The 21,403-nt window shown below is 46.9% G+C and carries 21 protein-coding genes; 7 read left to right on the top strand and 14 right to left on the bottom strand.

What is annotated here, in order from left to right:
• The first annotated feature begins 12 nt into the window (after nucleotides 1–12).
• Nucleotides 13–471: a threonine/serine exporter family protein gene (locus MHI12_RS07370; protein WP_339785405.1), complete on the top strand. Its 459-nt coding sequence runs from the start codon at nucleotides 13–15 to the stop codon at nucleotides 469–471.
• A 128-nt stretch (nucleotides 472–599) separates the two neighbouring features.
• On the opposite strand, the gene MHI12_RS07365 is transcribed toward MHI12_RS07370, so the two are convergent.
• The 11 genes from MHI12_RS07365 to MHI12_RS07315 form a co-directional block, all read right to left on the bottom strand.
• Nucleotides 600–1,145, bottom strand: coding sequence for a DUF2569 domain-containing protein (locus MHI12_RS07365; RefSeq protein WP_405171983.1), 546 nt, complete (start codon nucleotides 1,143–1,145; stop codon nucleotides 600–602).
• A 112-nt stretch (nucleotides 1,146–1,257) separates the two neighbouring features.
• Nucleotides 1,258–2,178 carry a transglycosylase domain-containing protein gene (locus tag MHI12_RS07360; protein ID WP_405171982.1) on the bottom strand — a complete coding sequence of 307 codons (921 nt, stop codon included), beginning with the start codon at nucleotides 2,176–2,178 and terminating at the stop codon, nucleotides 1,258–1,260.
• Complete coding sequence (locus MHI12_RS07355) at nucleotides 2,141–3,097, bottom strand: transglycosylase domain-containing protein (RefSeq protein ID WP_405171981.1); 957 nt, start codon at nucleotides 3,095–3,097, stop codon at nucleotides 2,141–2,143. Before MHI12_RS07355 ends, MHI12_RS07360 begins: the two co-directional genes overlap by 38 nt.
• Nucleotides 3,098–3,117: 20 nt before the next feature.
• Nucleotides 3,118–3,858 carry a hypothetical protein gene (locus MHI12_RS07350; protein WP_405171980.1) on the bottom strand — a complete coding sequence of 247 codons (741 nt, stop codon included), beginning with the start codon at nucleotides 3,856–3,858 and terminating at the stop codon, nucleotides 3,118–3,120.
• A gap of 99 nt (nucleotides 3,859–3,957) precedes the next feature.
• Nucleotides 3,958–5,091 carry a sensor histidine kinase gene (locus MHI12_RS07345; protein WP_405171979.1) on the bottom strand — a complete coding sequence of 378 codons (1,134 nt, stop codon included), beginning with the start codon at nucleotides 5,089–5,091 and terminating at the stop codon, nucleotides 3,958–3,960.
• Nucleotides 5,092–5,146: 55 nt separating this feature from the next.
• Nucleotides 5,147–5,881 (bottom strand): response regulator transcription factor, encoded by a 735-nt coding sequence (locus tag MHI12_RS07340; protein ID WP_341010300.1) that lies wholly within the window; start codon nucleotides 5,879–5,881, stop codon nucleotides 5,147–5,149.
• Entirely contained in the window at nucleotides 5,878–6,834 is a 957-nt protein-coding gene (locus tag MHI12_RS07335) for an aminoglycoside phosphotransferase family protein (RefSeq protein WP_341010012.1), read from the bottom strand. Before MHI12_RS07335 ends, MHI12_RS07340 begins: the two co-directional genes overlap by 4 nt.
• 106 nt (nucleotides 6,835–6,940) lie before the next feature.
• Entirely contained in the window at nucleotides 6,941–7,408 is a 468-nt protein-coding gene (locus MHI12_RS07330) for a DinB family protein (protein ID WP_244898302.1), read from the bottom strand.
• A 431-nt stretch (nucleotides 7,409–7,839) separates the two neighbouring features.
• Nucleotides 7,840–8,781, bottom strand: coding sequence for a DUF1963 domain-containing protein (locus MHI12_RS07325; RefSeq protein WP_405171978.1), 942 nt, complete (start codon nucleotides 8,779–8,781; stop codon nucleotides 7,840–7,842).
• A gap of 149 nt (nucleotides 8,782–8,930) precedes the next feature.
• Nucleotides 8,931–10,220 (bottom strand): ammonium transporter, encoded by a 1,290-nt coding sequence (locus MHI12_RS07320; RefSeq protein ID WP_341010014.1) that lies wholly within the window; start codon nucleotides 10,218–10,220, stop codon nucleotides 8,931–8,933.
• Entirely contained in the window at nucleotides 10,217–10,636 is a 420-nt protein-coding gene (locus MHI12_RS07315) for a hypothetical protein (protein ID WP_341010015.1), read from the bottom strand. The genes MHI12_RS07320 and MHI12_RS07315 overlap by 4 nt, the downstream gene beginning before the upstream one ends.
• A 286-nt stretch (nucleotides 10,637–10,922) precedes the next feature.
• Here MHI12_RS07315 and MHI12_RS07310 point away from each other — a divergent pair, with 286 nt between their 5' ends.
• Nucleotides 10,923–11,414 (top strand): DinB family protein, encoded by a 492-nt coding sequence (locus tag MHI12_RS07310; RefSeq protein WP_405171977.1) that lies wholly within the window; start codon nucleotides 10,923–10,925, stop codon nucleotides 11,412–11,414.
• Between the two features lie 116 nt (nucleotides 11,415–11,530).
• Here the strand turns inward: MHI12_RS07310 and MHI12_RS07305 are convergent, their stop codons facing one another.
• Together MHI12_RS07305 and MHI12_RS07300 are read right to left on the bottom strand one after the other, a co-directional pair.
• Nucleotides 11,531–12,034: a GNAT family N-acetyltransferase gene (locus tag MHI12_RS07305; protein ID WP_405171976.1), complete on the bottom strand. Its 504-nt coding sequence runs from the start codon at nucleotides 12,032–12,034 to the stop codon at nucleotides 11,531–11,533.
• Nucleotides 12,035–12,141: 107 nt separating this feature from the next.
• Nucleotides 12,142–13,242 (bottom strand): M23 family metallopeptidase, encoded by a 1,101-nt coding sequence (locus MHI12_RS07300; protein WP_405171975.1) that lies wholly within the window; start codon nucleotides 13,240–13,242, stop codon nucleotides 12,142–12,144.
• Between the two features lie 382 nt (nucleotides 13,243–13,624).
• Here MHI12_RS07300 and MHI12_RS07295 point away from each other — a divergent pair, with 382 nt between their 5' ends.
• The 3 genes from MHI12_RS07295 (at nucleotide 13,625) to thrS (ending at nucleotide 18,615) form a co-directional block, all read left to right on the top strand.
• Complete coding sequence (locus tag MHI12_RS07295; RefSeq protein WP_341010020.1) at nucleotides 13,625–14,386, top strand: response regulator transcription factor; 762 nt, start codon at nucleotides 13,625–13,627, stop codon at nucleotides 14,384–14,386.
• Nucleotides 14,383–16,143 (top strand): HAMP domain-containing sensor histidine kinase, encoded by a 1,761-nt coding sequence (locus MHI12_RS07290; protein WP_341010021.1) that lies wholly within the window; start codon nucleotides 14,383–14,385, stop codon nucleotides 16,141–16,143. The genes MHI12_RS07295 and MHI12_RS07290 overlap by 4 nt, the downstream gene beginning before the upstream one ends.
• 471 nt (nucleotides 16,144–16,614) lie before the next feature.
• Complete coding sequence (gene thrS, locus MHI12_RS07285; RefSeq protein WP_405171974.1) at nucleotides 16,615–18,615, top strand: threonine--tRNA ligase; 2,001 nt, start codon at nucleotides 16,615–16,617, stop codon at nucleotides 18,613–18,615.
• Nucleotides 18,616–18,627: 12 nt separating this feature from the next.
• Here the strand turns inward: thrS and MHI12_RS07280 are convergent, their stop codons facing one another.
• Nucleotides 18,628–19,491, bottom strand: a complete 864-nt coding sequence (locus tag MHI12_RS07280) for an SDR family oxidoreductase (protein WP_405171973.1) — start codon at nucleotides 19,489–19,491, stop codon at nucleotides 18,628–18,630.
• Nucleotides 19,492–19,595: 104 nt separating this feature from the next.
• Here MHI12_RS07280 and MHI12_RS07275 point away from each other — a divergent pair, with 104 nt between their 5' ends.
• Nucleotides 19,596–20,138: a hypothetical protein gene (locus MHI12_RS07275; protein ID WP_405171972.1), complete on the top strand. Its 543-nt coding sequence runs from the start codon at nucleotides 19,596–19,598 to the stop codon at nucleotides 20,136–20,138.
• 56 nt (nucleotides 20,139–20,194) lie between these two features.
• Nucleotides 20,195–20,926 carry an MBL fold metallo-hydrolase gene (locus MHI12_RS07270; protein ID WP_405171971.1) on the top strand — a complete coding sequence of 244 codons (732 nt, stop codon included), beginning with the start codon at nucleotides 20,195–20,197 and terminating at the stop codon, nucleotides 20,924–20,926.
• Nucleotides 20,927–21,403: the final 477 nt, after the last annotated feature.

Genomic DNA, 21,403 nt, shown 5'->3' with positions numbered 1-21,403 from the left:
GGAATGCAGGATATGCTCCATTTTATTGAACAAGCCTTGACCAGTTTTGTCGCTTCAGCCGCGTTTGGGATCATCTTCAACGCACCACGGCGCATGCTGCTCCACGGTGGATTTGTCGGCATGATCGGCTGGATCATCTATATCGTGCTTGAATATGCAGCGGATGCGGTGCCTGCTACACTTGCAGCGACCATAGCCGTAGGTGTCATCAGCCAGATATTCTCTCGCATGTTTCGCGCACCCGTCATCATCTTCAGCGTCGCAGGCATCATTCCTCTCGTTCCTGGTGGACTGGCGTATAATGCGATGCGAAGTTTTGTGCAAAATGACTACAGTGCCGCTATGGAGATGGCCGCCAAGGCACTCATGTTATCCGGCGCTATTGCCGTAGGCCTTGTGCTCTCTGAGGTATTAAACCAGATGATACGCCGAATTCCCGCCTCACTTCGGGCAAAATCATCATCGAAATGATTATTCTTTTCACATATTCAGCACACGTAAGGCCCGTTAGCATACAGGATAAAATCTTGTATACCTACGGGCCTTACATATCGCTTTTTATAGAGCATTATAGAGCAGCAGATCAATCAATATTCTATTTACTTCACAAACGTATTTTTCACACGAACCGACTTTAGGAAATACGGGATAAAGATACAACATGTCAGAAGCGATCGGATTGTTAAATTAAATGCTGATGTTGGATCGAGCACATGCTGCTCCCTCGGAATCTCAATTCGTGCGATCATGATCCATGTCATGACTCCAATGAATACATTTGCAATGTACAGAATAATCATCATGCGTGGAAACTGTTTCTTTTTCTTATACAGCAGTACGAGATTCACGATAACGAGCATTAGTAACATGACGCTGCTTATGACCCCGAACCAAAGGAGCGGTCGTATCCCTTCAGTATAAAGTTCCGGATCAACACCACGAACACCCTCCCATCTTACCGGATCCATAATAACATTTACCTGAGACATATCCGCGATCAGAAGCACCAATGAGACCCACAGGCCAATCTGAATTAAAATAAGCCATCCGCCTAATCCGGAGATGCCAGGCCGTTCCGGTCTGATACCACTTTTAGGCTGCAGCGAGCTTGTATCCAGTTCCGAGTTCCTATATTTATAGTTCATTTTAGCCTCCTTTTACGATAAATAAGACACATATTATACATTAGAAGCTATACTCTGTGTTATCCAAGAGAAGGAAAGAATCGTATGAACTATGGTCTCTCTCTCTTGCATTCTATTGGGTAGCACGTCTCATCACTGTTGCGAACAACTCCGCTGCAACACCACTTCCTGACCTCATATAATGATCTTCATCCGTATGATCAAATCCCATCCAGACCGCCGCAGTCCAGCTGCTCGTATAGCCCACAAACCACAGATCCCGATTGGCCTCTCTTCCTACACCAGGTAATGCAGCCTGTGTTGTTCCCGTTTTCCCTGCTACCTTGTGCTGACCTAACTGTGCACGGCTTCCTGTTCCCTGACTGACTACATTTTGCAGCATTCTGGTCATGGCATTCGCCGTACTGGAGGAGATTACCTGCTTATTTTCCGACTTATGAGCAAATATTGTCCGTCCACGGGAATCTGTAATCTCGCGTATCAGATGGGCTGTATTCAACTTGCCATTATTCGCAAACACCGTATAGGCCTGCGCCATCTTCATTGGCGACACCCCCTGATGCACACCGCCCAGAGCAATCGAGAGATTCCTATCCTCTTTCCCCAGTTCAATACCGAGTCGTGCCGCAAATTGATGTGCATCGTTCAGTCCTGTCTCATGAAGCAGCCATACGGCTGGGGCATTGATGGACTTTTGCAGGGCTTGGGACATCGGTATTGAACCGCTGTAACGCCCACCCAGATTGGAAGGTTGATAGTTGCCATATTGCATGCGTTTATCCGGTAGTATACTCTCTGGCTTGAACTTCCCCGACTCCAACGCAGGGCCATATGCAATAATTGGTTTAAAAGAAGAACCTGGCTGCCTTGCATCCATAATCGCCCGGTTAATGCCCCCTTTTAAAGGATTACGTCCACCCATCATTGCTTTCACTTCACCGTTATGCTGGTCAATAATAACCATACTTGCCTGTACCAGCTCGTCTTGGCGATCATCAGGGAATCGGGTAGCGTCTGCAAATGTTTCTTCCATCGCCAGTTGTGCCTGTTCGTCTAGCCCAGTTTGAATCCCAACCTGCCGATCGAATCTCTGCTTCTCTTTTACCTGTGAGCCGAGAAGCCTCCTGAATCACAGCATCCACGGCAGACACATATGCGGGCTTGCTCAAGCCCAGTGAAGTTGTTGCATTCAATACGGTTTCAGGCGGCGTGAAATGGACGTCACGGGCTTGGAGCATCTGCTTTCGTGTAATTAGTCCCTGTTCATGCATTAGTCCAAGGATAACGGCACGTCTTTGTTTGGAAAATTCAGGACGATCTACTGGATTGTATATGGATGGACCTTTGGGGATTCCGGCTAATGTAGCAATCTGCCATAGTTCCAACTGGTGCATATCCTTAATTCCGAAATACCGCCAGGCTGCCGCTTTTACACCATACTGCTGGCGTCCCATGTAGATCTGATTCAGATACATTTCCAGAATTTTATCCTTGCTATACTTCTTCTCCAGGGCCATCGCAATCGATATCTCATTCACCTTTCGACTCAACGTTTTATCCCCGTTCAAGTATAGATTTCTTGCCAATTGCTGCGTGATGGAGCTTCCTCCCTGACTCAGATCCATATGTATGATGTCTTGCACGATGGCTCTCCCGAGTCCTATGAAATCCAGTCCATCATGGTTGTAGAACCGTCGATCTTCTGTAACCAGAAAAGCCATTTTCAATAAATCTGGCATGGCGTTCAGGTCAGCATATTCGGAATACCCTTTGGTCTGCGTATGTAACCTCGAAATTTCGGTCCCCTCTGCATTCGTAATAATGGTTGAGGAGGCCACCTGCATGGCCTCTGGACGATTACGAAGCACTCCTTCGCCATAAGTAATCAGATAGAGATAGAAGACGGTCAACATCAAAACGACAACCACTGCTCCATCAAATACGTAATACATCCATCGCTTGCCCCTGTGCTTCAACATTCAGGCTCCTTGTGTACCTGTTCCATTGAAACTCCGCGTTCCTGTCCATTCCGTTGTGTAATCTCCAGAGCATGTTGAAGCAGCAATGTCTGTTCATACGCCAACTTGACCCAATGCTGAACTTCCATCTCGTCCTGACACCGCCCTTGGATAATCTCATCCAGAGAAGATTGAATACCGTAGAGAGTAAGTTTTATCGGTAGGTCAACCTGTGTAGAAATAGTTTGAGTGTTCTCCTTGTCTTCTTCATTATGTTGCTGAAGGCCGGGTTGCTCATGCTGAATAGACGCTCCCTCTACCTCTCTTCTCTCATGTTTCGGTTCTGATCTGCTCAGCCCTTCCTCATGCAGGAGAAACGTAATTACATTCAGATTGGCAGCAATTTGTCGTAGTTCACCCCCACTTAGAACATCAATTCTTCCAGGATTGTGGCCCAATGCAAGTTCGGCTGTTCCGCATGCAAGTTGACTGAGATCTTCCGCAATCTTCTGGGATCGAATCCAAAAAAAGATCGCAAATACGGCTCCACCAATGAAGATGAAAAACGGCTTTGTTCCGATATGGTTGATTCCCCAGTTCATCATACGCGTTATCCATGCTGTATCAGGAAGGACGTGGTGATGCGCAAATCGTAGCACGTGATAAACGACAAAAAGGAGCGCTGCGCTCAGTAACGCGCTTGCTCCTCCAATGTATATGTATCTTAGTCTTACAGTACTGAATCGGGTCTTCATATTTGGTATCCTCCTCTATACAACAATAAGGTAATAGAGGTAGCATACCGAATATTTCTTAATGAGGAAGTAGTTAACTTCTTACCAAATTCTTAATTATTACTGCTCTTCGTAATTACTTGGCGGAGCAGCAGTTACAGGGAATCGGGTAACAAAATCCGTTCTGCCATTTTCACTGTAGGCAACGATACTTCCTCGATGTAATTCAATCATCGATTTGGCAATCGCCAGGCCGAGACCCGTACCTCCCGTTTCACGGGAACGCGATTTATCCACACGATAGAATCGATCAAACAGATGTGGCAGATCTTGTGCCGGAATCGGTTCACCATAATTACTGATGCGGACTACAGCCTCTTCACCTTCAAGGGCCAGCCCAATCTCCATTAGTTTACCCTGCGAACCATACCGAATGGCATTGCTGAACAGATTCTCATACGCCCTTACAAGCTCCCCCGGAGCAGCTTTTATCCATAGTGGCTCTTGCCCGCCGATGATTTTGTAGGTCATGCCAGCATCCTCCAGCATGGGAGCAAACTCTTCAGCCAGCTGCATCAGAAACGAATTCAGGTTCAACGCTTGCAAAGACAACGGAAGACTCCCGCCACTCACACGCGTATATTCGAATAAGTCATCAATCAGCTTGCGAAGGGTCAGGGATTTCTCATAGGCGATGCTAACGTAATAGCGCATCTCAATCTCATCCTGGTAGCGATCCTTCTCAATGTACTCCAGAAATCCCAGAATAGAAGTGAGCGGTGTTCTCAGATCATGTGATATCCCCGTAATCAGGTCGTTTTTGGCAGCAACTGCACTACGCTCTTCCTGAAGAGATAACTGCAATTGTTCAGCCATCTGATTAATGCTTGCAGCAACCACTCCGAATTCATCCGAGGTCTTCACTTCGATGCGATGGGATAACTCTCCTTTGGCAACCTCCTGAATTCCTGCCGTAATTTCATCCAGAACCCGCATCACCTTACGAGAAAACAGGAAAAAAAACAGCACAAAACTGAGCACGCCTACCACAATCATCAAAGGCACTGAACCAATATTATTCACCAACCACCTGATCCCCTGAGCCGGAATGGAATAATCCGGATACGTCTGAGCTTCCAGGATGGTCTGCCCCACCTGACTGCCCCCGTACAAAATAACTGCAGTTAATATTCCGCTCAGTAGAAATGCATAGATAAATTTCCATCGGACTGTATTAATCAGCTTTGAATTCATAGTAGGAACTCCCTGCCTGTGTTCATGTCACATGACATCCTGTGGATGTACAAGTTTATTGCGGTTTGATCATCTTATAACCAACACCCCATACGGTCTGAATGAACTTGGGATGTTTGCTATCGAGTTCAATCTTCTCACGAATCTTGCGAATATGCACCATGACGGTATTGTTCGACTCCATGAATTCTTCTTTCCAGACCTGACGATAGATCTGTTCCATACTAAGTACTGAACCTTGGTGACGAGCCAGTAGTTCAAGAACAGCAAATTCACGCGGAGTCAGACGAACCGGCTGCTCATCCACCCATACTTCATGTGTATCGGTATTAATGACCAGATCATCAATAACCCACTCGTGCTCTTTGTTCTCCCGACCTTCATTGAAGGTATGATACCTGCGCAGCTGGGATTTGGCCCGTGCCACAAGTTCAAGCGGGTTAAACGGCTTGGTCACATAATCATCAGCACCGATGCTTAGCCCTGTAATTTTATCCATATCCATACTTTTGGCGGACAGCATAATAATCGGCATTTTCTGCTCTTCCCGAATTTTCATACAAGCTTCGATTCCGTCCATATTTGGCATCATGACATCCAGAATAATGAGATCGATCGACTCTTTTTTCAATTGTTCCAACGCTTCAAGCCCATCATTCGCGGTGAGAATCCGATAACCCTCGTTGCCAAAATAAATTTCCATCAGTTTAATAATCTCCTGCTCATCATCCACAAGCAGAATAGTTGCTGGCTCTGCCACGGCATTATTCCTTTCCCTTCCATAATTCATGATCTGTTCAAAGTATACCACCGCGGGATGAAACTGCGAAAATCATCGTGATCTTCACGGACACGCTCGATCTTGGCCATCATCTCAAGCGTATCTTCAGGCTTCACCTGCTGAATCCACACCACAGAAGACACCAGCGCCATAGCCGTATACAGTGAATACAATCTCCAGAATAACTCATCCGGTTCATTGCCATCGCAATAGCCCTGAATTTGACCTATGGAATATGGAATACTGATCTCCGAAGCAAACAAACCCAGCTTCAAAAATTCATGAATGGGATCCCCTTGATCATAACGATTAAAATCAATCACTCCTGCGAGTTTATCCTGCTTAACGACAAGATTGCTCGGGTGAAAGTCATCATGCTGAAATCCATCTGGACGATTTTTCATCCAACCGAGATGGTCTGCAATAAACGTTAGAATGGCCTGATCCTCTTTCATCACGATCGGGCACTGTTTATAGCGCTCCACGTAACGTTGATGCTTGGTGCTCTTGCGTATGTACCATGATTCGATCTGTTCCTCCATCGGCAACTGGTGAATCAGCTGTAGCTGCGCTCCTGCTTCCAAACCAACCGCCCACTGCTGCTGTTCATTCAGCTTGGGCAATCTCTCGGAAGCATCTTCGCCTTCAATGTAGCTAAAAATCATATAACCATGCTTCTCATCCAATCTACCTGTGCCCAACGTTGCTGGACACAGTACGCCTAATTGTTGCATGCTTTGCAAACATTGATATTCCCTTTGTTTCATCCATTCCTCAGCAACATCATATACTCTCACTAGCACATGGCCTTGGCCAGGGACAAACATTTTGAATTTAGCATCCGCTGAATACCCCTTCATAACAGGTTCAATCCGTGTAGCCTGATCAAGTTCAGGAATCTGTTTTAACCTGTCAATCAACGTATTGTCCATCGATGCATTCCATGTATTATGTCGTTGCATACCAGAATCCTCCGTTATTTCACGTATAACGTGTAGTATCGTCGGTCTATTCCCACTTTAACCCATGATGTTTCCTATAACATGCTTATATGTATTCTATCTATTTCTATTTAAAAAGTACTGATTCGGGTTCTTTGCCCGTCAGGGTCAGCATCGTATACAATTGTCCTCTGTGATGATATACATGCCCCATAATCTCAAGTAACCACTCCAGCCGACTATAGGAAGCTCCCCAGTACGAATCCGTCACATGTAATAACTCTTCCGTGTTAAACTGCCTGTACCGTTGGTATAGATACATCTGGTTATCAATCAAAGCCTGCTTGATCTCACCGAGCGAATGCACCTGATTCTCTGCATAGAATTGAGCCATCTCTTCCTCCGATGCACCTTCGGAAATATAAACATCCGCTCGGCAGATCACAGACAGATGAGCTAGTAACTCTCCAACAGGCCGTTTACCTTCAATTGGAGTCAAAGCCAAGTCTTCTTCCGACAACTGATCACATATATCAATCAACGATGTTACGGCCACGTCAATATGTTTGAACGCAGATTGAATCAACAGATACACTTCCTTTTTATCCCATTATACAGAACATATGATCGGTTATCAACCAAGATATCCCTCCCTAATATATACCCCAAATCTATATAAATTGAACAAAACATTTACACAAAACGTAGAGGACAGAAAGGACCTGAAGAAGCGGAGCTACAAGCTTTCTGCAGGAAAGCTACTTCGAAAGCATACACTTCGCCTACAAGCTTTCTGCAAGAAAGCTACATCGGAAGCATACGCTATCCCCGGATTTCCCCTTTATAAAAGGAATCAAAAAAATCTGGGGATAACAGCGATCGGAAGGTTGTTCTGTCATCGGAGTGTGCAGTGTAAATATTATTTAGTTCAATTTATATAACAATTTACGAACAAAAAAAGTCCTTCCTCCTTCATAAAGACGGGATTCAGGACATTTTGTTGCCTATTTGTTTTCAAATCTTTGTTCAACTTGAGTATAACGAACAATACGTATGCTCGAATCGTCCAGCCTCCAAGTCAGACTTGCGAATGAAAAATTGCAGTTCCCCGCAATCCCACCATTGGAAACCAATAGCATCATGGGTATCTATCTTCAACAGCAGCAGCGTATCGGATAGTTCCTGCCATGTCTGATCCTCATCACCGCCGTAATGCTTGGTCAGCTTCTTCTCACACTCCTGCTCATTATAATCGTACTCTTCTCCCAATGCGATCTGTAACAAGGCCCGATGCTCGGCATCCGGATGCTGCCCGTCAGGATATCCAAACATTCCACCCCAATTCAGCGTACTTGGATGATTCCAGCTCGACTCGAATTCAAGGTATCGGTCATACAGACTCACTTCCGCTTCGGCCTCATCGGTCTCAAGCTGAGGCGGCGAGAGCTCATTCAGCGCGTTGGCGTCTATATAAGCATATGTAGGAAACTCCAGATTAGGCAGTACAGTCACCGAATGCGCAACAAACGGGGCTCCATCCAGCGCGGTATCACCTTCAAGCTCTCGCCTTATCAGGTTATGAGAACTCGGTTCAAAAATCACACGATGTTCAATGGGACAAGCAGATTCATCCGTGCCGACGAAAAAGTATAACATTCCACGTTCAGGCAAAGTTCCGCGCCCATCATTCGGCGTATACGGCGACAAATCCACCAGGTTCAACTGGGCCAGGAAAGTCATCGGGACTCCTTCTTGTGTTACGGGCCATTCCATGCGACTCGGCAAATCCGGATGTCCACCCACACGTGAGTTTCCTGTTCTGCGATATTCGTCCATTGTGGATACATCAAGGCGAATTCCCCAGCGGCTTGAAGATAACAACAGATCGGCAGCGACTCCCAAACCATATTCCTCAAGTGTTTTACGGGCTTTTCTGGTCAGACGTTCACATTGTTCTGGCTTAATCATATAGATCCTCCCCTTTTGACAATACACCTATGCTGAGACATATTCAGGTTCACACCTGTATATTCTTCCGCCCGGACGTCTTTCCCTGCTTCTAGCAAAAAAAGAGACTGACATCCTCTGTCAGTCTACTTCCTTATCCTATATTCCATTTAACGATTTGGATCAGAAGACTTTTCCTGATAAGCGCGCATATGCTCCTCACCATCCAGGAATTCATGGGCCTGATGGGCTGCCATCACACCATGATAGCTAATATCCAGACCGAGATCTTCCTCTTCTTCTGTCGAACGTACAGGCACAATTTTGCCAATCAACTTTAACCCGATCCAGGTCATGGCGAATCCCCAGATGACCAGGGCTGTAAGGCCAAGTGCCTGAACACCCAGCAACCTCCAGCCGCCGCCCATAAATAATCCACCATCCGTGGCAAACAGACCCACAGCAATCGTGCCCCACATCCCTGATGCAGCATGCACCGGGAAAGCACCAACTGGATCATCAATCTGCCGACGGTCCAGCCAGTTGGTTGCAGCCATCATCAATAAACCGGATACTGCCCCAATGAATATCGCTGCTACATCACCAACAAAAGCACAGCCTGCCGTAATACCGACCAGTCCCGCAAGCGAACCGTTAATGACCGAAGGTGCATCTGAACGATTGAAGCGGAATAACGTATACAACAGCGTAACCGCCCCACCCGAAGCCGCAGATAACATCGTGACAATCGCAATGTGACCAATTCTTACATCCGTCGCGCTGAGTGTACTACCCGCATTGAAGCCAAACCAGCCGAACCATAACAGAAATGCACCTACAGATGCCAATGGCAGATTGCTCGGGAGTGCAATGGCACTTACGCCAAGTGGCGTGTACTTCCCTTTACGCGGACCAATGATAATCGCAGCCGCCAGTGCCGAGAATCCGCCGAGCGCATGGATGACAGCCGAACCGGCAAAGTCCTGCATCCCCAGCTGACTAAGCCAGCCGCCGCCCCATGCCCAGTGTCCACCAATTGGATAGATGATCGCCGTCATCAATATGATATACAGAAGATAAGCACGGAAGTTGATCCGCTCGGCTACCGCTCCTGAAACGATGGAAATAACGGCAATGGTAAAGGCCGCCTGGAACAACCAGAATGTCTCCAGAGATACCGGCACGTCCAGGTGAGACAAATCCCCACTCAGGAAAAATCCCGTTACTCCCGCAAAACCGCCTACGTCCGAACCATACATCAGTCCAAAACCGATCGCATAGAACAGCAACGTTCCAATCGTAATGTCAGCAAATACCTTCATAATAATGTTCACACTATTTTTATAACGCACAAAGCCAGCCTCGAGCAGGGCGAATCCACCCTCCATCAATAAAATCATCGCTGCACTCAGTACGACCCAGACCGTATCGATCCCGGTGCTTAACGTCTCCAAAGTCATGCTTGTACATCCTCCGTTTCACTAAGCTGTCTGAGCTCACGGATTGTATCGGGCGCAAGCTCAATCTCGTCCCGCTCAATGCTGTCCGGATGCTTAATTCGTTCTGCGATCTGATCCAATTCACGTATGCGTCTGCGAATCTGTTCCATCTTGCGAAAACGTTCCTTCACCTGAACCATATATTCCACCGCCTGATGATGGGATGCGGGGCGTCCCGCAAACCATTTGCGTACGGGCGACAACGATTGATAAGCGACCTCTTCTGCTCGACGCTTTTGTTCGAACTGTTCGATCTTCTGCTTGAGCGTTTGGATCTCACTTTCTTTTTTGACCTTCAGCCGTTCGATAAGGTACAATAAATCGGACGATGATATTTGCAATGCTGTATGGTGATACACCTCGTCGATTACTAACATATCATGTCAGGACTCCTTACATATCAAGTTACTTGTACCGATTATAGTTTGCCGGGGTCTGCCCGTCAATCTTTTTTTGGACTTGGGATGGATTTAAATGAACCGTTCATGGAGAACGGCTTTTTTTATTTGGCACAGATTACATCTAACAAAGGCTAATCTTGCCTAGGTTCGCATTCACTCTTTCCATTCTCAATGCTTATAGAATAAGCATCCACATTTGGGGTAATGAACATACACAGACTACTCGCATCATAGAACCTATATATAAGGAGAGGATTGCACAATGTTTACTCGTAATGACAATATACGCAACCAAATCTGGGAAGCAGTCTCTGGACTCGAAGAAGAACAATTGAACCAAAAACCTTCACCCCAACAATGGAGTATTATGCAAGTACTACGACATCTGAATCTGATGGAAGATGTCATTGGAAAACAAGCCCGCCTAGCCCTCGAGAAGGAACAGACGGTGTCTGTGGACAAAAAACCATATGAATTATCGTTGGACCGCAGCCGCTCCGTCGAGGCACCACCCCATCTTCAGCCTCCAGCAGCGCCTGAAGCACTTGCAGACGTACGCAATGATCTGGACGAATCTCACCAAGCGTTAAACAACTTTGCATTGGATCATGATCCTGACCTGCTGCGCAGCAAGTCCTTTCCTCATCCTGTATTTGGTGAGATGGATCTTACCCAATGGATTGACTTTACAAGTTATCATGAGGAACGTCATCTGGGACAGATCCAAGAGATTAAACAGCAGCTTGACGTATAAACACAACCTCCTTTTTCACATAGCGAAGAATAGAGTCGAACGACAAAAAAACCTCCAATCCTATTAATTTAGATTGGAGGTTTTCAGTGTTCTTATGTTACGAATAAGAACGACACTTATATTTTTTTGCCCAAAATCGCCAGATCTCTATTCACACCATCCAACACGGCCACTTCGGGATAATAACCCCATTGTTCAAAACCATGCTTGCGCAATAACCCCAGACTCGGTTCGTTATGCCCGAAGACAAATCCCAGAATGGTCTTAATTCCAAGTGTAGGACATGCTGCAAATACCGTTTCGAGCAAACGTCCTCCAGCCCCAAATCCGCGGCATTGCTGATCCACGTATACACTGACTTCCACCGTTCCATTATACGCAGGACGTCCATAGAACGAGCTGAGACTTGCCCAAGCTACCACCTGTCCTGCCTGTTTCATCACCCACAGTGGACGATGTTCCGGTGTATGTTCCTCGAACCAAGGCAAACGTTGCTCCACCGTCACTGGCTCCAAATCCGCTGTTGCCATACGGCCCTCAATAGTAGAATTATAAATCTCCACAATCCTCGGCAAGTCCTCCAGGCGCGCATGTTCAATCTGCACATCTTCCAGTTTCATCGCTACTCCTCCATCATTCCAGATCGTTCTATTATCATAGAGGATATTATAACGGAGAAGAGAAGTTTTCGTCACCTCTAACATTCTGACAGAGAATTACTCCATCATTACTCTGGAAGTCCCTGTATTGTGTTCCCACGAGTGAACTGCTGGCTCTGGTCTGCCCAGCGAATGTTGATTGAGCGAGATGTGAACAGATCCGGGCCGTCCGATACCTGAAAATGCAGATGAGCTTCACTGGAGTTACCCGAATTACCAAGCTCACCTATAGGGTCTCCCTGCTTGAGCTTATCTCCTTTTTTGACCGAAACACTGCCTTCCTTGATGTGTCCTGTGATGCTGTATTCACCATTTCCATGATCGATAACCACATAGTTACCCGCCGGCTCTTCCGGATTCATGACACCCGGTACATTGTCCGGAATATCATTCTTGATTTCGACGACGGTTCCGTCCGCAGCAGCATAAAGCGGTTCACCAAAAGCATAATAGCTTTCGTTTGACGTTGCATCACCTTGATAACTGGATTGTTCTTTGGTCCGAACGATATCTAGCGCATACCGCTGCGTTTCGTGCTCATAATGATAGTTTGACAAGGCATCATTGCCTCCCCAAAATACGTACCATTCCCCCTTCATCGGCAATTGAAATTCCGTTTTGGTGAATTTGGCATCCGTGTCCTCATGAGCTTGCAGTGGTTGGATCGAGAGACCTTCAATTTGATTTTCTTCGGAAAAATAGGCTCGAATCCCTTTGGTCCCAGTCTGATCCTTCCAGGCCACCTCAGATATTTGATTCATTTTGGCGTCTACCACTTGCTCCCATGATTCAACACCCTCCAGAAAAGGATCAGCGGTCGTTTTGAACTGTTCAAGTGTTAACGTCCCCTTTAATTCCGGAGAGAACTGATTATAGATTGCATCCTTTGAACCGTTCATCAACGTATCTATGAAATTGTCCGGTGTAACCACCGCGCTCACCTCTGAACTTGAGTTCTGCTCCTGATTGGAGTTCTCGCTCGCTTCATTATTGGACGCCTGTTCGGCTGACTGCTGCTCCGCCTGGTCGGAAGTAATGGAGTTACTGTTGCCGCAAGCAGACAGTATTACGCAAGCTCCAAGGGTAATCGCAAGCACCTTCCAGCCCTTTTTATTCTGTAATTTTGAATGTGTATTTTGTTCTGATTTCAGATGACCTTCTCTGTTCATTCTCAACATCCCTTCAGTTAGGACGTGTCTCAAAACTCGCTGAAGTGCATCTTTTACCGCCTTTTCGCCCCCTGCTGCGTCAATTTCCCTTGACGTGCCCCGGCACGCCTGCGGAAAACTTCCTTGCTTGGAACGAAAATTCGGCAAAATCTGCTTCCTTCGGAGTTTTTAGACACGCCCTAATCGTTATACTTTCCAGTTAAGTGTACAGAATGAGTCTTATCCTTCGTCTAACCCCATCTTACATGTAGTTAAACTTGCAACGCCTTTTGAGGCTGTATAATTAAGATTCCGTTAAGATAGCTCATACGCTATACAGCCTTCTTGGATGGTATGATTAGCAATACGCACAACGGAAGGATCAGGAGGTCATTTTTAAACTATGGATAACGTCTCATTACTGCTTGTGGATGATGAACAGGCTATTCTGCATATGCTCAAAACCGTTCTGCTCAAAGAGCAGTTTCTCGATATTGATACCGTTACAACAGGCGAAGCTGCCATTGAGGCATGCAACAACAAGACGTATCATTGCATCGTGCTCGACATCATGCTTCCTGGCAAAAGCGGACTGGAAATCTGTCCTTTTCTACGACAGGTCACTGATGCGCCCATCCTGTTTCTGACGGCCAAAACAACCGATTATGACAAATTAACCGGATTCGCCGTTGGTGGCGACGATTATGTTGCCAAACCCTTTAATCCTCTGGAAGTCGTTGCTCGAATTAAATCATTACTGAAGCGTTATTTACCTTCTAAAACCGCAGCAATCTCGGATCACGTCCCATCTAACGTAAATACGTCATCTCTCAGCACATCGGAAGGCGTGTACGACTTTGGACGGTTTCAAGTGCTGGAGTGGGCTGGTGAACTTCGGGTTGAAGGTGAGTCCGTATCCTGTCCGGCACTTGTGTTTCAACTGTTACTCTTTTTCTGCAAACATCCCAATCGAATCTTCACCAAATCAGATCTATATGAACGTGTCTGGGGCTCTGAAGCCATTAGTGATGACAATACCGTGATGGTTCATATTCACCGCATTCGGGAGCGCATTGAAGCCGATCCTTCCAATCCGGTGTTTCTCGTGAACGTCCGGGGTCTGGGGTACAAACTGATTCAGCCTGAACATGTGTCACGCCCATGAGTATTCGTCGCAGGTTAATGACCCGGTTTATCGGGATGCTTGCCGGTGCAGTCGTTCTTATCATCCTGCTTGGGTCTGTAGCCACCTACTGGGTTGTGCAAAAGATAAATGAAGTGAATCTGGTGGATGATTTTGCTGTTAATGGTCTGGACCAATTGATTAATACAGCCGAGATTCTGCCAGATAATACGATCCGATATGACCCCGAATTGCTGAAACAAGTGGATAAAAATCAAGGCTGGCTCCAGGTTCTCGATGAACAAGGTTACGCCATTGATGAATATCACACACCTGCTGATGTTCCTACTCACTATAAACCGGGGGAATTGATTGCATACTGGGAAAGCCAGAAGCCGTTTCCTTATCAGATTGTCATGCTGATCCGGGAGAAAAACGGGAAGGACTTCACCTTGTTATATGGCGAGAGTAACCCGGCCAAGTCCTTAATGAATAACATTCGTTCAGATCTTGCTTTCACCAACGGGAAGCTTGATCTTCAGCCCGACCAACAGGAGGCGCTTCGTGCCGCTAATGCTTATCTTCAAGTATTGGACGCGTCAGGAAGCGAACTCTCCTCCTTTAACAAACCGGCCATGGGCGTACCAAGCGAATACACCATTCAGGAACTGGTTCTGCAAATTCGCTATCCGAGTCGATCAGGTATGTCTGTTGCCACGTGGTACGACGAACAGAATGAAACTACCTGGCTGATTAGCATACCTAGCGATCCATTGGCGACCGGAAACCAAAACCCCTACAATTTTATTCTGGAACCGGCATTGGTTGTATTGATCGTGTCCATCATCATTCTGCTCATTTTGCTTGCCTTCTGGTATGCCAACCGATTCGGTTCACCCATGCTGCATATGCTCCAATGGTTACAGCGTCTGGAACGAGGACATTACGAGGAACCTACCGGAGCCTTTGGGGTGCCTCGCAGTCAGCGTCGTAACGGAAAGTGGAAGCGAAAATACAACGTGTATGCTGAAGTGCTTCGCTCCATGCAGGCCCTGTCTCACACATTGAAGCAAGATGAAGAACTTCGGAAACAGACGGATTCTTTGCGGGAGGAGTGGATTGCTGGCATAACACATGATCTGAAGACCCCCCTCTCCTCCATTCAGGGATATGCTCATATGCTTGAGGCAGATAAGTATAGCTGGACCGCGGAAGAAGTCAGGGAATTCGCAGGTATAATGCTCGATAAGTCCATGTATATGGACAGACTTGTCAACGACCTTGCCATGACCTATCGATTACGCAGTGGAGGATATCAACCTGTGGTGGAAGAGACTGACGTAAATACGTTGCTCCGTGATCTGATCCAACGCGCTGAACGGAATCCGGCATATGGGGAAGGTCGCATCGTATTCCAACCTTCTGAAGTGCCTGTGTATGGACTTGTCCATATTCCGTCGTTTGAACGAATTGTGGATAATCTGACCGCCAATGCCCTTCTTCATAATCCGCCCGAGTCCATCCTGGTTGTCAGTGTGCATTCTGGTAAGCAGGCAGATGAATTCAGCATTCAGTTTGCCGATAATGGACGAGGCATGGACCCCGAGACGGTATGGAAGTTATTTGAACGATACTATCGCGGTACAGATACAGGTACATCGGACGTTGGATCAGGGCTGGGCATGGCGGTAACCAAAGGTTTGATCGAAGCCATGAATGGTCGTATTGAGGTACAGTCCACCCCTGGTGAAGGAACGATCATTCGCTTAATATGGGATGGGCCGTCCGAAACCAATTAAAATGTTCCGCTTGACCTTTCCATTTTCAGTCTATATAATCGACACTCAATAACACCTGTTCCAATATATTGATATTGAATGCAACACATTTCAGGATAACTTTAATGAGTTGATCTAACATATTTGGCGATGACCAGAGACATGATTTCGTTTGCGTGCTGCCCAGAGAGAGAGGGGATTGGTGAAACCTTCTTCAGCGAACGGACCGGAATTACCCCTCTGCAGCCGTGACCTCGAACCTCAGCATTTCGGACCTCCTCCGGGTGTTCGGCTTGTTGCCAGTAGAGTTCACCGCCTGATCCCCGATAACGGATTCCAATGAGGGTTATGATGTTTCCTGTTCCGGCGGCTGGCCGAGAGCAGGGTGCACCATAACCAAATTAGGGTGGAACCACGAGCCAAGCGCACTCGTCCCTTTTCCGGGACGGGTGTTTTTTGCGCTTTCATTTTAAGAAATGGAGAGTGGTTCACATGAGCAAACAAGAAAACAGTAACTCAGCAAGCAACAAATCAGGTAACGAAATAAACAATCAAGCAAATGATCTTCAACCATCCAGTCATTCCATTGAGGTCCGTCTGCAAGGTGGCGCGGTACGTTCTTACGAAGCAGGTATCACTGTAGGTGCGGTTGCCTCATCTATCAGCACAAGCCTGGGAAAACAGGCTATTGGCGGTATTGTAGATGGTCAAAATGTCGATCTCGATTGGGTGCTCAAGCAAGATTGCGAACTTGTTATCGTTACTTTGGACAGTGCGGAAGGTCTGTATCGTTATCGTCACAGCGCAGCACATGTGCTCGCACAGGCGCTCAAACGCATCTACGGTGCAGAACAAGTGAAACTGGGTATCGGCCCAGTCATTGAAGATGGATTCTATTACGATGTTGATCTGGAGCATGCCTTGTCCATTAGCGATCTGGCTGCCATCGAGCGGGAAATGAACAAAATCATTCAGGAGAATCATAAGATCAGTCGCCGGGTCGTTAACCGGGAGGAAGCCCTCCGTATCTTCGGAGAAATCCAGGACCCCTACAAGCTTGAACTCATTCAGGATCTGCCAGAGGATGCCGAACTTTCGATCTATGATCAAGGTGAGTTCTTCGATCTGTGTCGTGGTCCCCATCTCCCATCCACTGGTCGAATCAAAGCGTTCAAGTTATTAAATGTCGCTGGTGCGTACTGGCGGGGTAACTCGGATAATAAGATGCTGCAACGCATTTACGGCACTGCTTTCCCGAACAACGCCCAACTGGATGAACATCTGCACATGCTCGAAGAAGCAAAGAAACGGGATCATCGTAAACTTGGCAAAGAGCTTGAACTGTTCATGTTCTCCGAAGAAGCGCCCGGCATGCCCTTCTATCTGCCCAAAGGTATGACTGTTCGCACTGAACTGGAGCAGTTCTCCCGTGAGTTGCAATTGCAGGAAGGGTATCAGGAAGTTCGGACTCCTCTCATGATGAACAATCGTCTGTGGGAGCAATCCGGTCACTGGGAGCATTACAAGGACAACATGTATTTCTCTGAAGTAGACGATGCCACTTTTGCACTGAAACCGATGAACTGTCCTGGGCACATGCTGATCTTCAAAAACACACTTCATTCCTACCGCGAATTGCCCATTCGCATGATGGAATTTGGTCAGGTTCACCGTCATGAATTCTCAGGTGCCCTGAACGGCATGATGCGTGTGCGGACATTCTGCCAGGATGATGCTCATCTCTACGTCATGCCAGAGCAAATCGAGGACGAGATTAATCAGGCGATCTCACTGATCGGACGTATGTACGATATCTTTGGATTCGAATATAAGATTGAATTGTCCACTCGCCCGGAAGATTCCATGGGATCGGAAGAGCTGTGGGATCAAGCCGAAAGAGCATTGCAAAATGTACTAGATCGTCGGGGCGTGGAGTATCGCATTAACGAAGGGGACGGTGCCTTTTATGGACCGAAAATTGACTTTCATATCCTCGATGCGCTGAAGCGCAGCTGGCAGTGCGGAACAATCCAGCTTGATTTTCAAATGCCGGAGAAGTTCGATCTCACTTACATTGGCGAGGATAGCCTGAAACACCGTCCGGTCGTGATCCACCGTGCCATCTATGGTTCGATCGATCGTTTCATCGGCATCCTGACTGAGCACTATGCAGGAGCGTTCCCACTCTGGCTTGCACCTGTACAAGTGAAGCTCCTACCTGTGTCAGATCATTATGCTGACTATGCGCTGCAAGTACAGAGCCAACTCCGGGCTGCGGGCATTCGGGTAGAAACAGATCTGCGTAGCGAGAAGCTCGGGTACAAAATCCGTGAAGCCCAGATGGAAAAAGTGCCTTATTCGCTCGTGCTTGGTGAGAATGAGAAAAATGCCTCATCCGCCTCTGTCCGTGCATACGGTCAGGGAGATCAAGGCATCCAACGTATTGAAGCTGTTATTGAAATGATACAACAAGCTGTGAAGGCAAAAGTCTGAACCACATCCGCATCACAACTTCTCGTCAGCCTTTATCCCCACCTGTTCTTCGCTCCATGTCCAGAAACGCTCAGCTGAAGCATCATCAACGGCATGTTTCTTCAGCTGCTGCTCTTTCTGTTGATAGAAGTAACGCCCGGTGATGCCGACGACTTCAGGACTTGTGGCCAGATAAACAGCCGTTCGCGCCCCTTCTTCAGGGGACAGAAAAAATGGAAGTTTACCTGCAAAAGCCATAATACGTGTGCCAAATCCGGTATTGCGATCTACGCCAATACTCGTTCCCACCGCACCAGGGTGTAGACAATTCACCGTCACAGACGTACCTGACAGTTTGCGAGCCAGCGCACGAGTGAACAGCACGTTAGCCAATTTGGATTGAGCATAGCTTTTGATCGGATTATAACCTTTGTGCAGATGTGGATCTTCGAAGTGAATTTTGCCGGCCTTGTATGCACCTGACGAAACGTTCACAACCCGTCCCTGCTTTGCGGCTTTCAGAGGCTCTATCAAAAGTAAGGTCAGCAGGAAATGCCCCAGATGGTTAATACCGATACTTTGTTCGAACCCGTCTGAGGTTTCCTTCCGCTTGACCATCACTACCCCCGCATTATTAACCAGAACGTCAAGGCGATCATGACGCTCGTGGAATGCGCGGGCAAACTGGCGTATACTTTCGAGTGAACCCAGGTCACACAGCATCAATTCAATCGCAGAAGAACCGGACTGACGCACAGCTTCCTTAAGAGCCTCCTGTCCGCGCTTCTCACTGCGGCATGCCATGATTACGTGATATCCTTGTCTTGCAAGTTCAATGGTGGTTGCCAACCCCATACCTGAGTTAGCTCCTGTTACAATTGCTGTCTGATTGGACATGAGGTACTTCCCTTCTGAACCTGAGGTTCCGAAATTAGAGGCGCAACGACGGACAATATGAGATAATGATAGGATCACATCTCGGTTTCCATGGGAGGACAAGTATGCTGACCAAAGAAGATTTTAAAAAAGTTAAAAAACAAGCCAAACTTGAAATCGCACTACTCGAACAGGAATATCAGGAAATCTTGCAGAACGTTGATTCTACGCTGTATGAAAAATACGGTATTTTGGACAAAGAAGAAACACGTGAGCTCACCCGAAAACGCAAAAACCGAAGATATGCTTCACTGGTCATCGAACTATGCGCCATTACTGAACAAATGTTACATCAACTGTACAAAGACGTATATCAGAAAAAGTTTAATTCGACCCAGCTGATGAAAACTCCTGCCTACCGTGCACGCTCCAATATGGAGATTATTCAGGCCGAACTGAGTAAAGAGTTCATTGCTCTGGAATCCGAAAAAGAACACTTCGCTGAAGCCCTTAGCCTGGTGTTTCAGACGAGGAACAAACTTGTTCATGATAACTTCTCGTTTGTCACCATCGTTAAGGATGGCAGTAATGAAGAAGAAACGTTCGAAGCGCTGCTCCATACGGTAAAAAAATATAGAAAACACTTAAAATATAATCGCCCTGAATAACAACAATCATTGCTAAAAAAGAAAAGGAGGTGTACCGGACTACGGTCCGGATAACCATGAGCCATCCAACAACTTCGATTACTGTGCTAAATCTTCAGATTCCCACACCTTCCGGGAACAGCCCCATATTCCCCGTCATGCTTCGTGATGTAGATGGCGTTACCTTGGTGGATACAGGCATGATTGGACAATTTGCCGAACTCCAATCTGCATTGGAACAAGAGGGCGTACAGCTCTCGGACGTCAAACGTGTGATTATTACCCATCAGGACATCGATCATATCGGTAATCTGGGCGCTCTGCTTGATGCTATTCCCGATCTGGAAATCTGGGCACATGCCGATGAGATTCCATATCTAACCGGTGAGAAGCCCTTGATCAAATTCACGCCCGAACGTCGTGCTCTGCTGCCCGCGCCCGTTTTGGCACTGGCAGACCAACTGCTCTTGCAGCTGCCTGAAGTGAACATTAGTAAAACTCTGGCGGACGGAGACTTGTTACCCCTTCAAGGTGGTACACAGATCATTCATACACCGGGACATACGCCAGGTCATATCTGCCTGTATTTCGGAGAGCAACAGTTCCTGCTCGCTGCCGATGAACTTCGTGTGGTCGATGATGAACTGGTTGGCCCTGCACCACAAGCGACACCGGACATGCCTGAAGCGCTGCGAAGCCTGAAGAAACTGACCAACCTTAAGCTCAATAAGGTTCTCTGTTATCACGGTGGAGAGTACACGAATGATCCGACTCAGCGCATTGCCACACTTGCGGAGAGCGCAGAGTAAGTAAAGAACGCGGACTTGTGAGTGCTTTTGAATGACACAAGCATCCTATTAACGCTGTTGCTCTTCGTGCGGCATTGTGCGTTGTAGCTCATTCAAGATTAGGATGACACATACATTACAATCAAGGAGCTGTCCCAATGTCATGAACTTGACAGGGACAGCTCCTTTAATTAATTAACCACTCACTTCTACTACTCTACTGCACTGGTGTTGACCGTACGGTAGCACCTATTGCGCACACTATTCATACAGAAATGCACGCAGTATCTTATATTGCACCACGGCATGTGCACAGTATCTTTCCCCTGCCCGTTTGGCAAATCAATTCACCGGAAAATCCGTAACGTAAGTGTCTACTTATTGACTCAGGTCCGCCTCTAATGAATTGGGCACAGTCTAAACGCTATAGTTGTTTTGTAACGAATCTCAGACACCCTATACGCAGTATTTTGAGTATCAAGTTTTTCTAACGAACTC

Source organism: Paenibacillus sp. FSL H8-0280 (genome assembly GCF_045040665.1).
Taxonomy (GTDB): domain Bacteria; phylum Bacillota; class Bacilli; order Paenibacillales; family Paenibacillaceae; genus Paenibacillus; species Paenibacillus xylanexedens_A.
The sequence above is the reverse complement of the archived record's forward strand: the minus strand, read 5'-3'. Positions and strand labels throughout refer to the sequence as shown.

Coding starts and splice junctions, on each gene's coding strand:
- MHI12_RS07335 (WP_341010012.1), bottom strand. CDS start 6,834: ATGCAACGACATAATACATGGAATGCATCGATGGACAATACGTTGATT.
- thrS (WP_405171974.1), top strand. CDS start 16,615: ATGAGCAAACAAGAAAACAGTAACTCAGCAAGCAACAAATCAGGTAAC.
- MHI12_RS07295 (WP_341010020.1), top strand. CDS start 13,625: ATGGATAACGTCTCATTACTGCTTGTGGATGATGAACAGGCTATTCTG.
- MHI12_RS07290 (WP_341010021.1), top strand. CDS start 14,383: ATGAGTATTCGTCGCAGGTTAATGACCCGGTTTATCGGGATGCTTGCC.
- MHI12_RS07365 (WP_405171983.1), bottom strand. CDS start 1,145: ATGAACTATAAATATAGGAACTCGGAACTGGATACAAGCTCGCTGCAG.
- MHI12_RS07370 (WP_339785405.1), top strand. CDS start 13: ATGCTCCATTTTATTGAACAAGCCTTGACCAGTTTTGTCGCTTCAGCC.
- MHI12_RS07320 (WP_341010014.1), bottom strand. CDS start 10,220: ATGACTTTGGAGACGTTAAGCACCGGGATCGATACGGTCTGGGTCGTA.
- MHI12_RS07350 (WP_405171980.1), bottom strand. CDS start 3,858: ATGAAGACCCGATTCAGTACTGTAAGACTAAGATACATATACATTGGA.
- MHI12_RS07340 (WP_341010300.1), bottom strand. CDS start 5,881: ATGAATTATGGAAGGGAAAGGAATAATGCCGTGGCAGAGCCAGCAACT.
- MHI12_RS07310 (WP_405171977.1), top strand. CDS start 10,923: ATGTTTACTCGTAATGACAATATACGCAACCAAATCTGGGAAGCAGTC.
- MHI12_RS07355 (WP_405171981.1), bottom strand. CDS start 3,097: ATGTATTACGTATTTGATGGAGCAGTGGTTGTCGTTTTGATGTTGACC.
- MHI12_RS07280 (WP_405171973.1), bottom strand. CDS start 19,491: ATGTCCAATCAGACAGCAATTGTAACAGGAGCTAACTCAGGTATGGGG.
- MHI12_RS07345 (WP_405171979.1), bottom strand. CDS start 5,091: ATGAATTCAAAGCTGATTAATACAGTCCGATGGAAATTTATCTATGCA.
- MHI12_RS07360 (WP_405171982.1), bottom strand. CDS start 2,178: ATGGAAGAAACATTTGCAGACGCTACCCGATTCCCTGATGATCGCCAA.
- MHI12_RS07305 (WP_405171976.1), bottom strand. CDS start 12,034: ATGAAACTGGAAGATGTGCAGATTGAACATGCGCGCCTGGAGGACTTG.
- MHI12_RS07270 (WP_405171971.1), top strand. CDS start 20,195: ATGAGCCATCCAACAACTTCGATTACTGTGCTAAATCTTCAGATTCCC.
- MHI12_RS07325 (WP_405171978.1), bottom strand. CDS start 8,781: ATGATTAAGCCAGAACAATGTGAACGTCTGACCAGAAAAGCCCGTAAA.
- MHI12_RS07275 (WP_405171972.1), top strand. CDS start 19,596: ATGCTGACCAAAGAAGATTTTAAAAAAGTTAAAAAACAAGCCAAACTT.
- MHI12_RS07315 (WP_341010015.1), bottom strand. CDS start 10,636: ATGTTAGTAATCGACGAGGTGTATCACCATACAGCATTGCAAATATCA.
- MHI12_RS07300 (WP_405171975.1), bottom strand. CDS start 13,242: ATGAACAGAGAAGGTCATCTGAAATCAGAACAAAATACACATTCAAAA.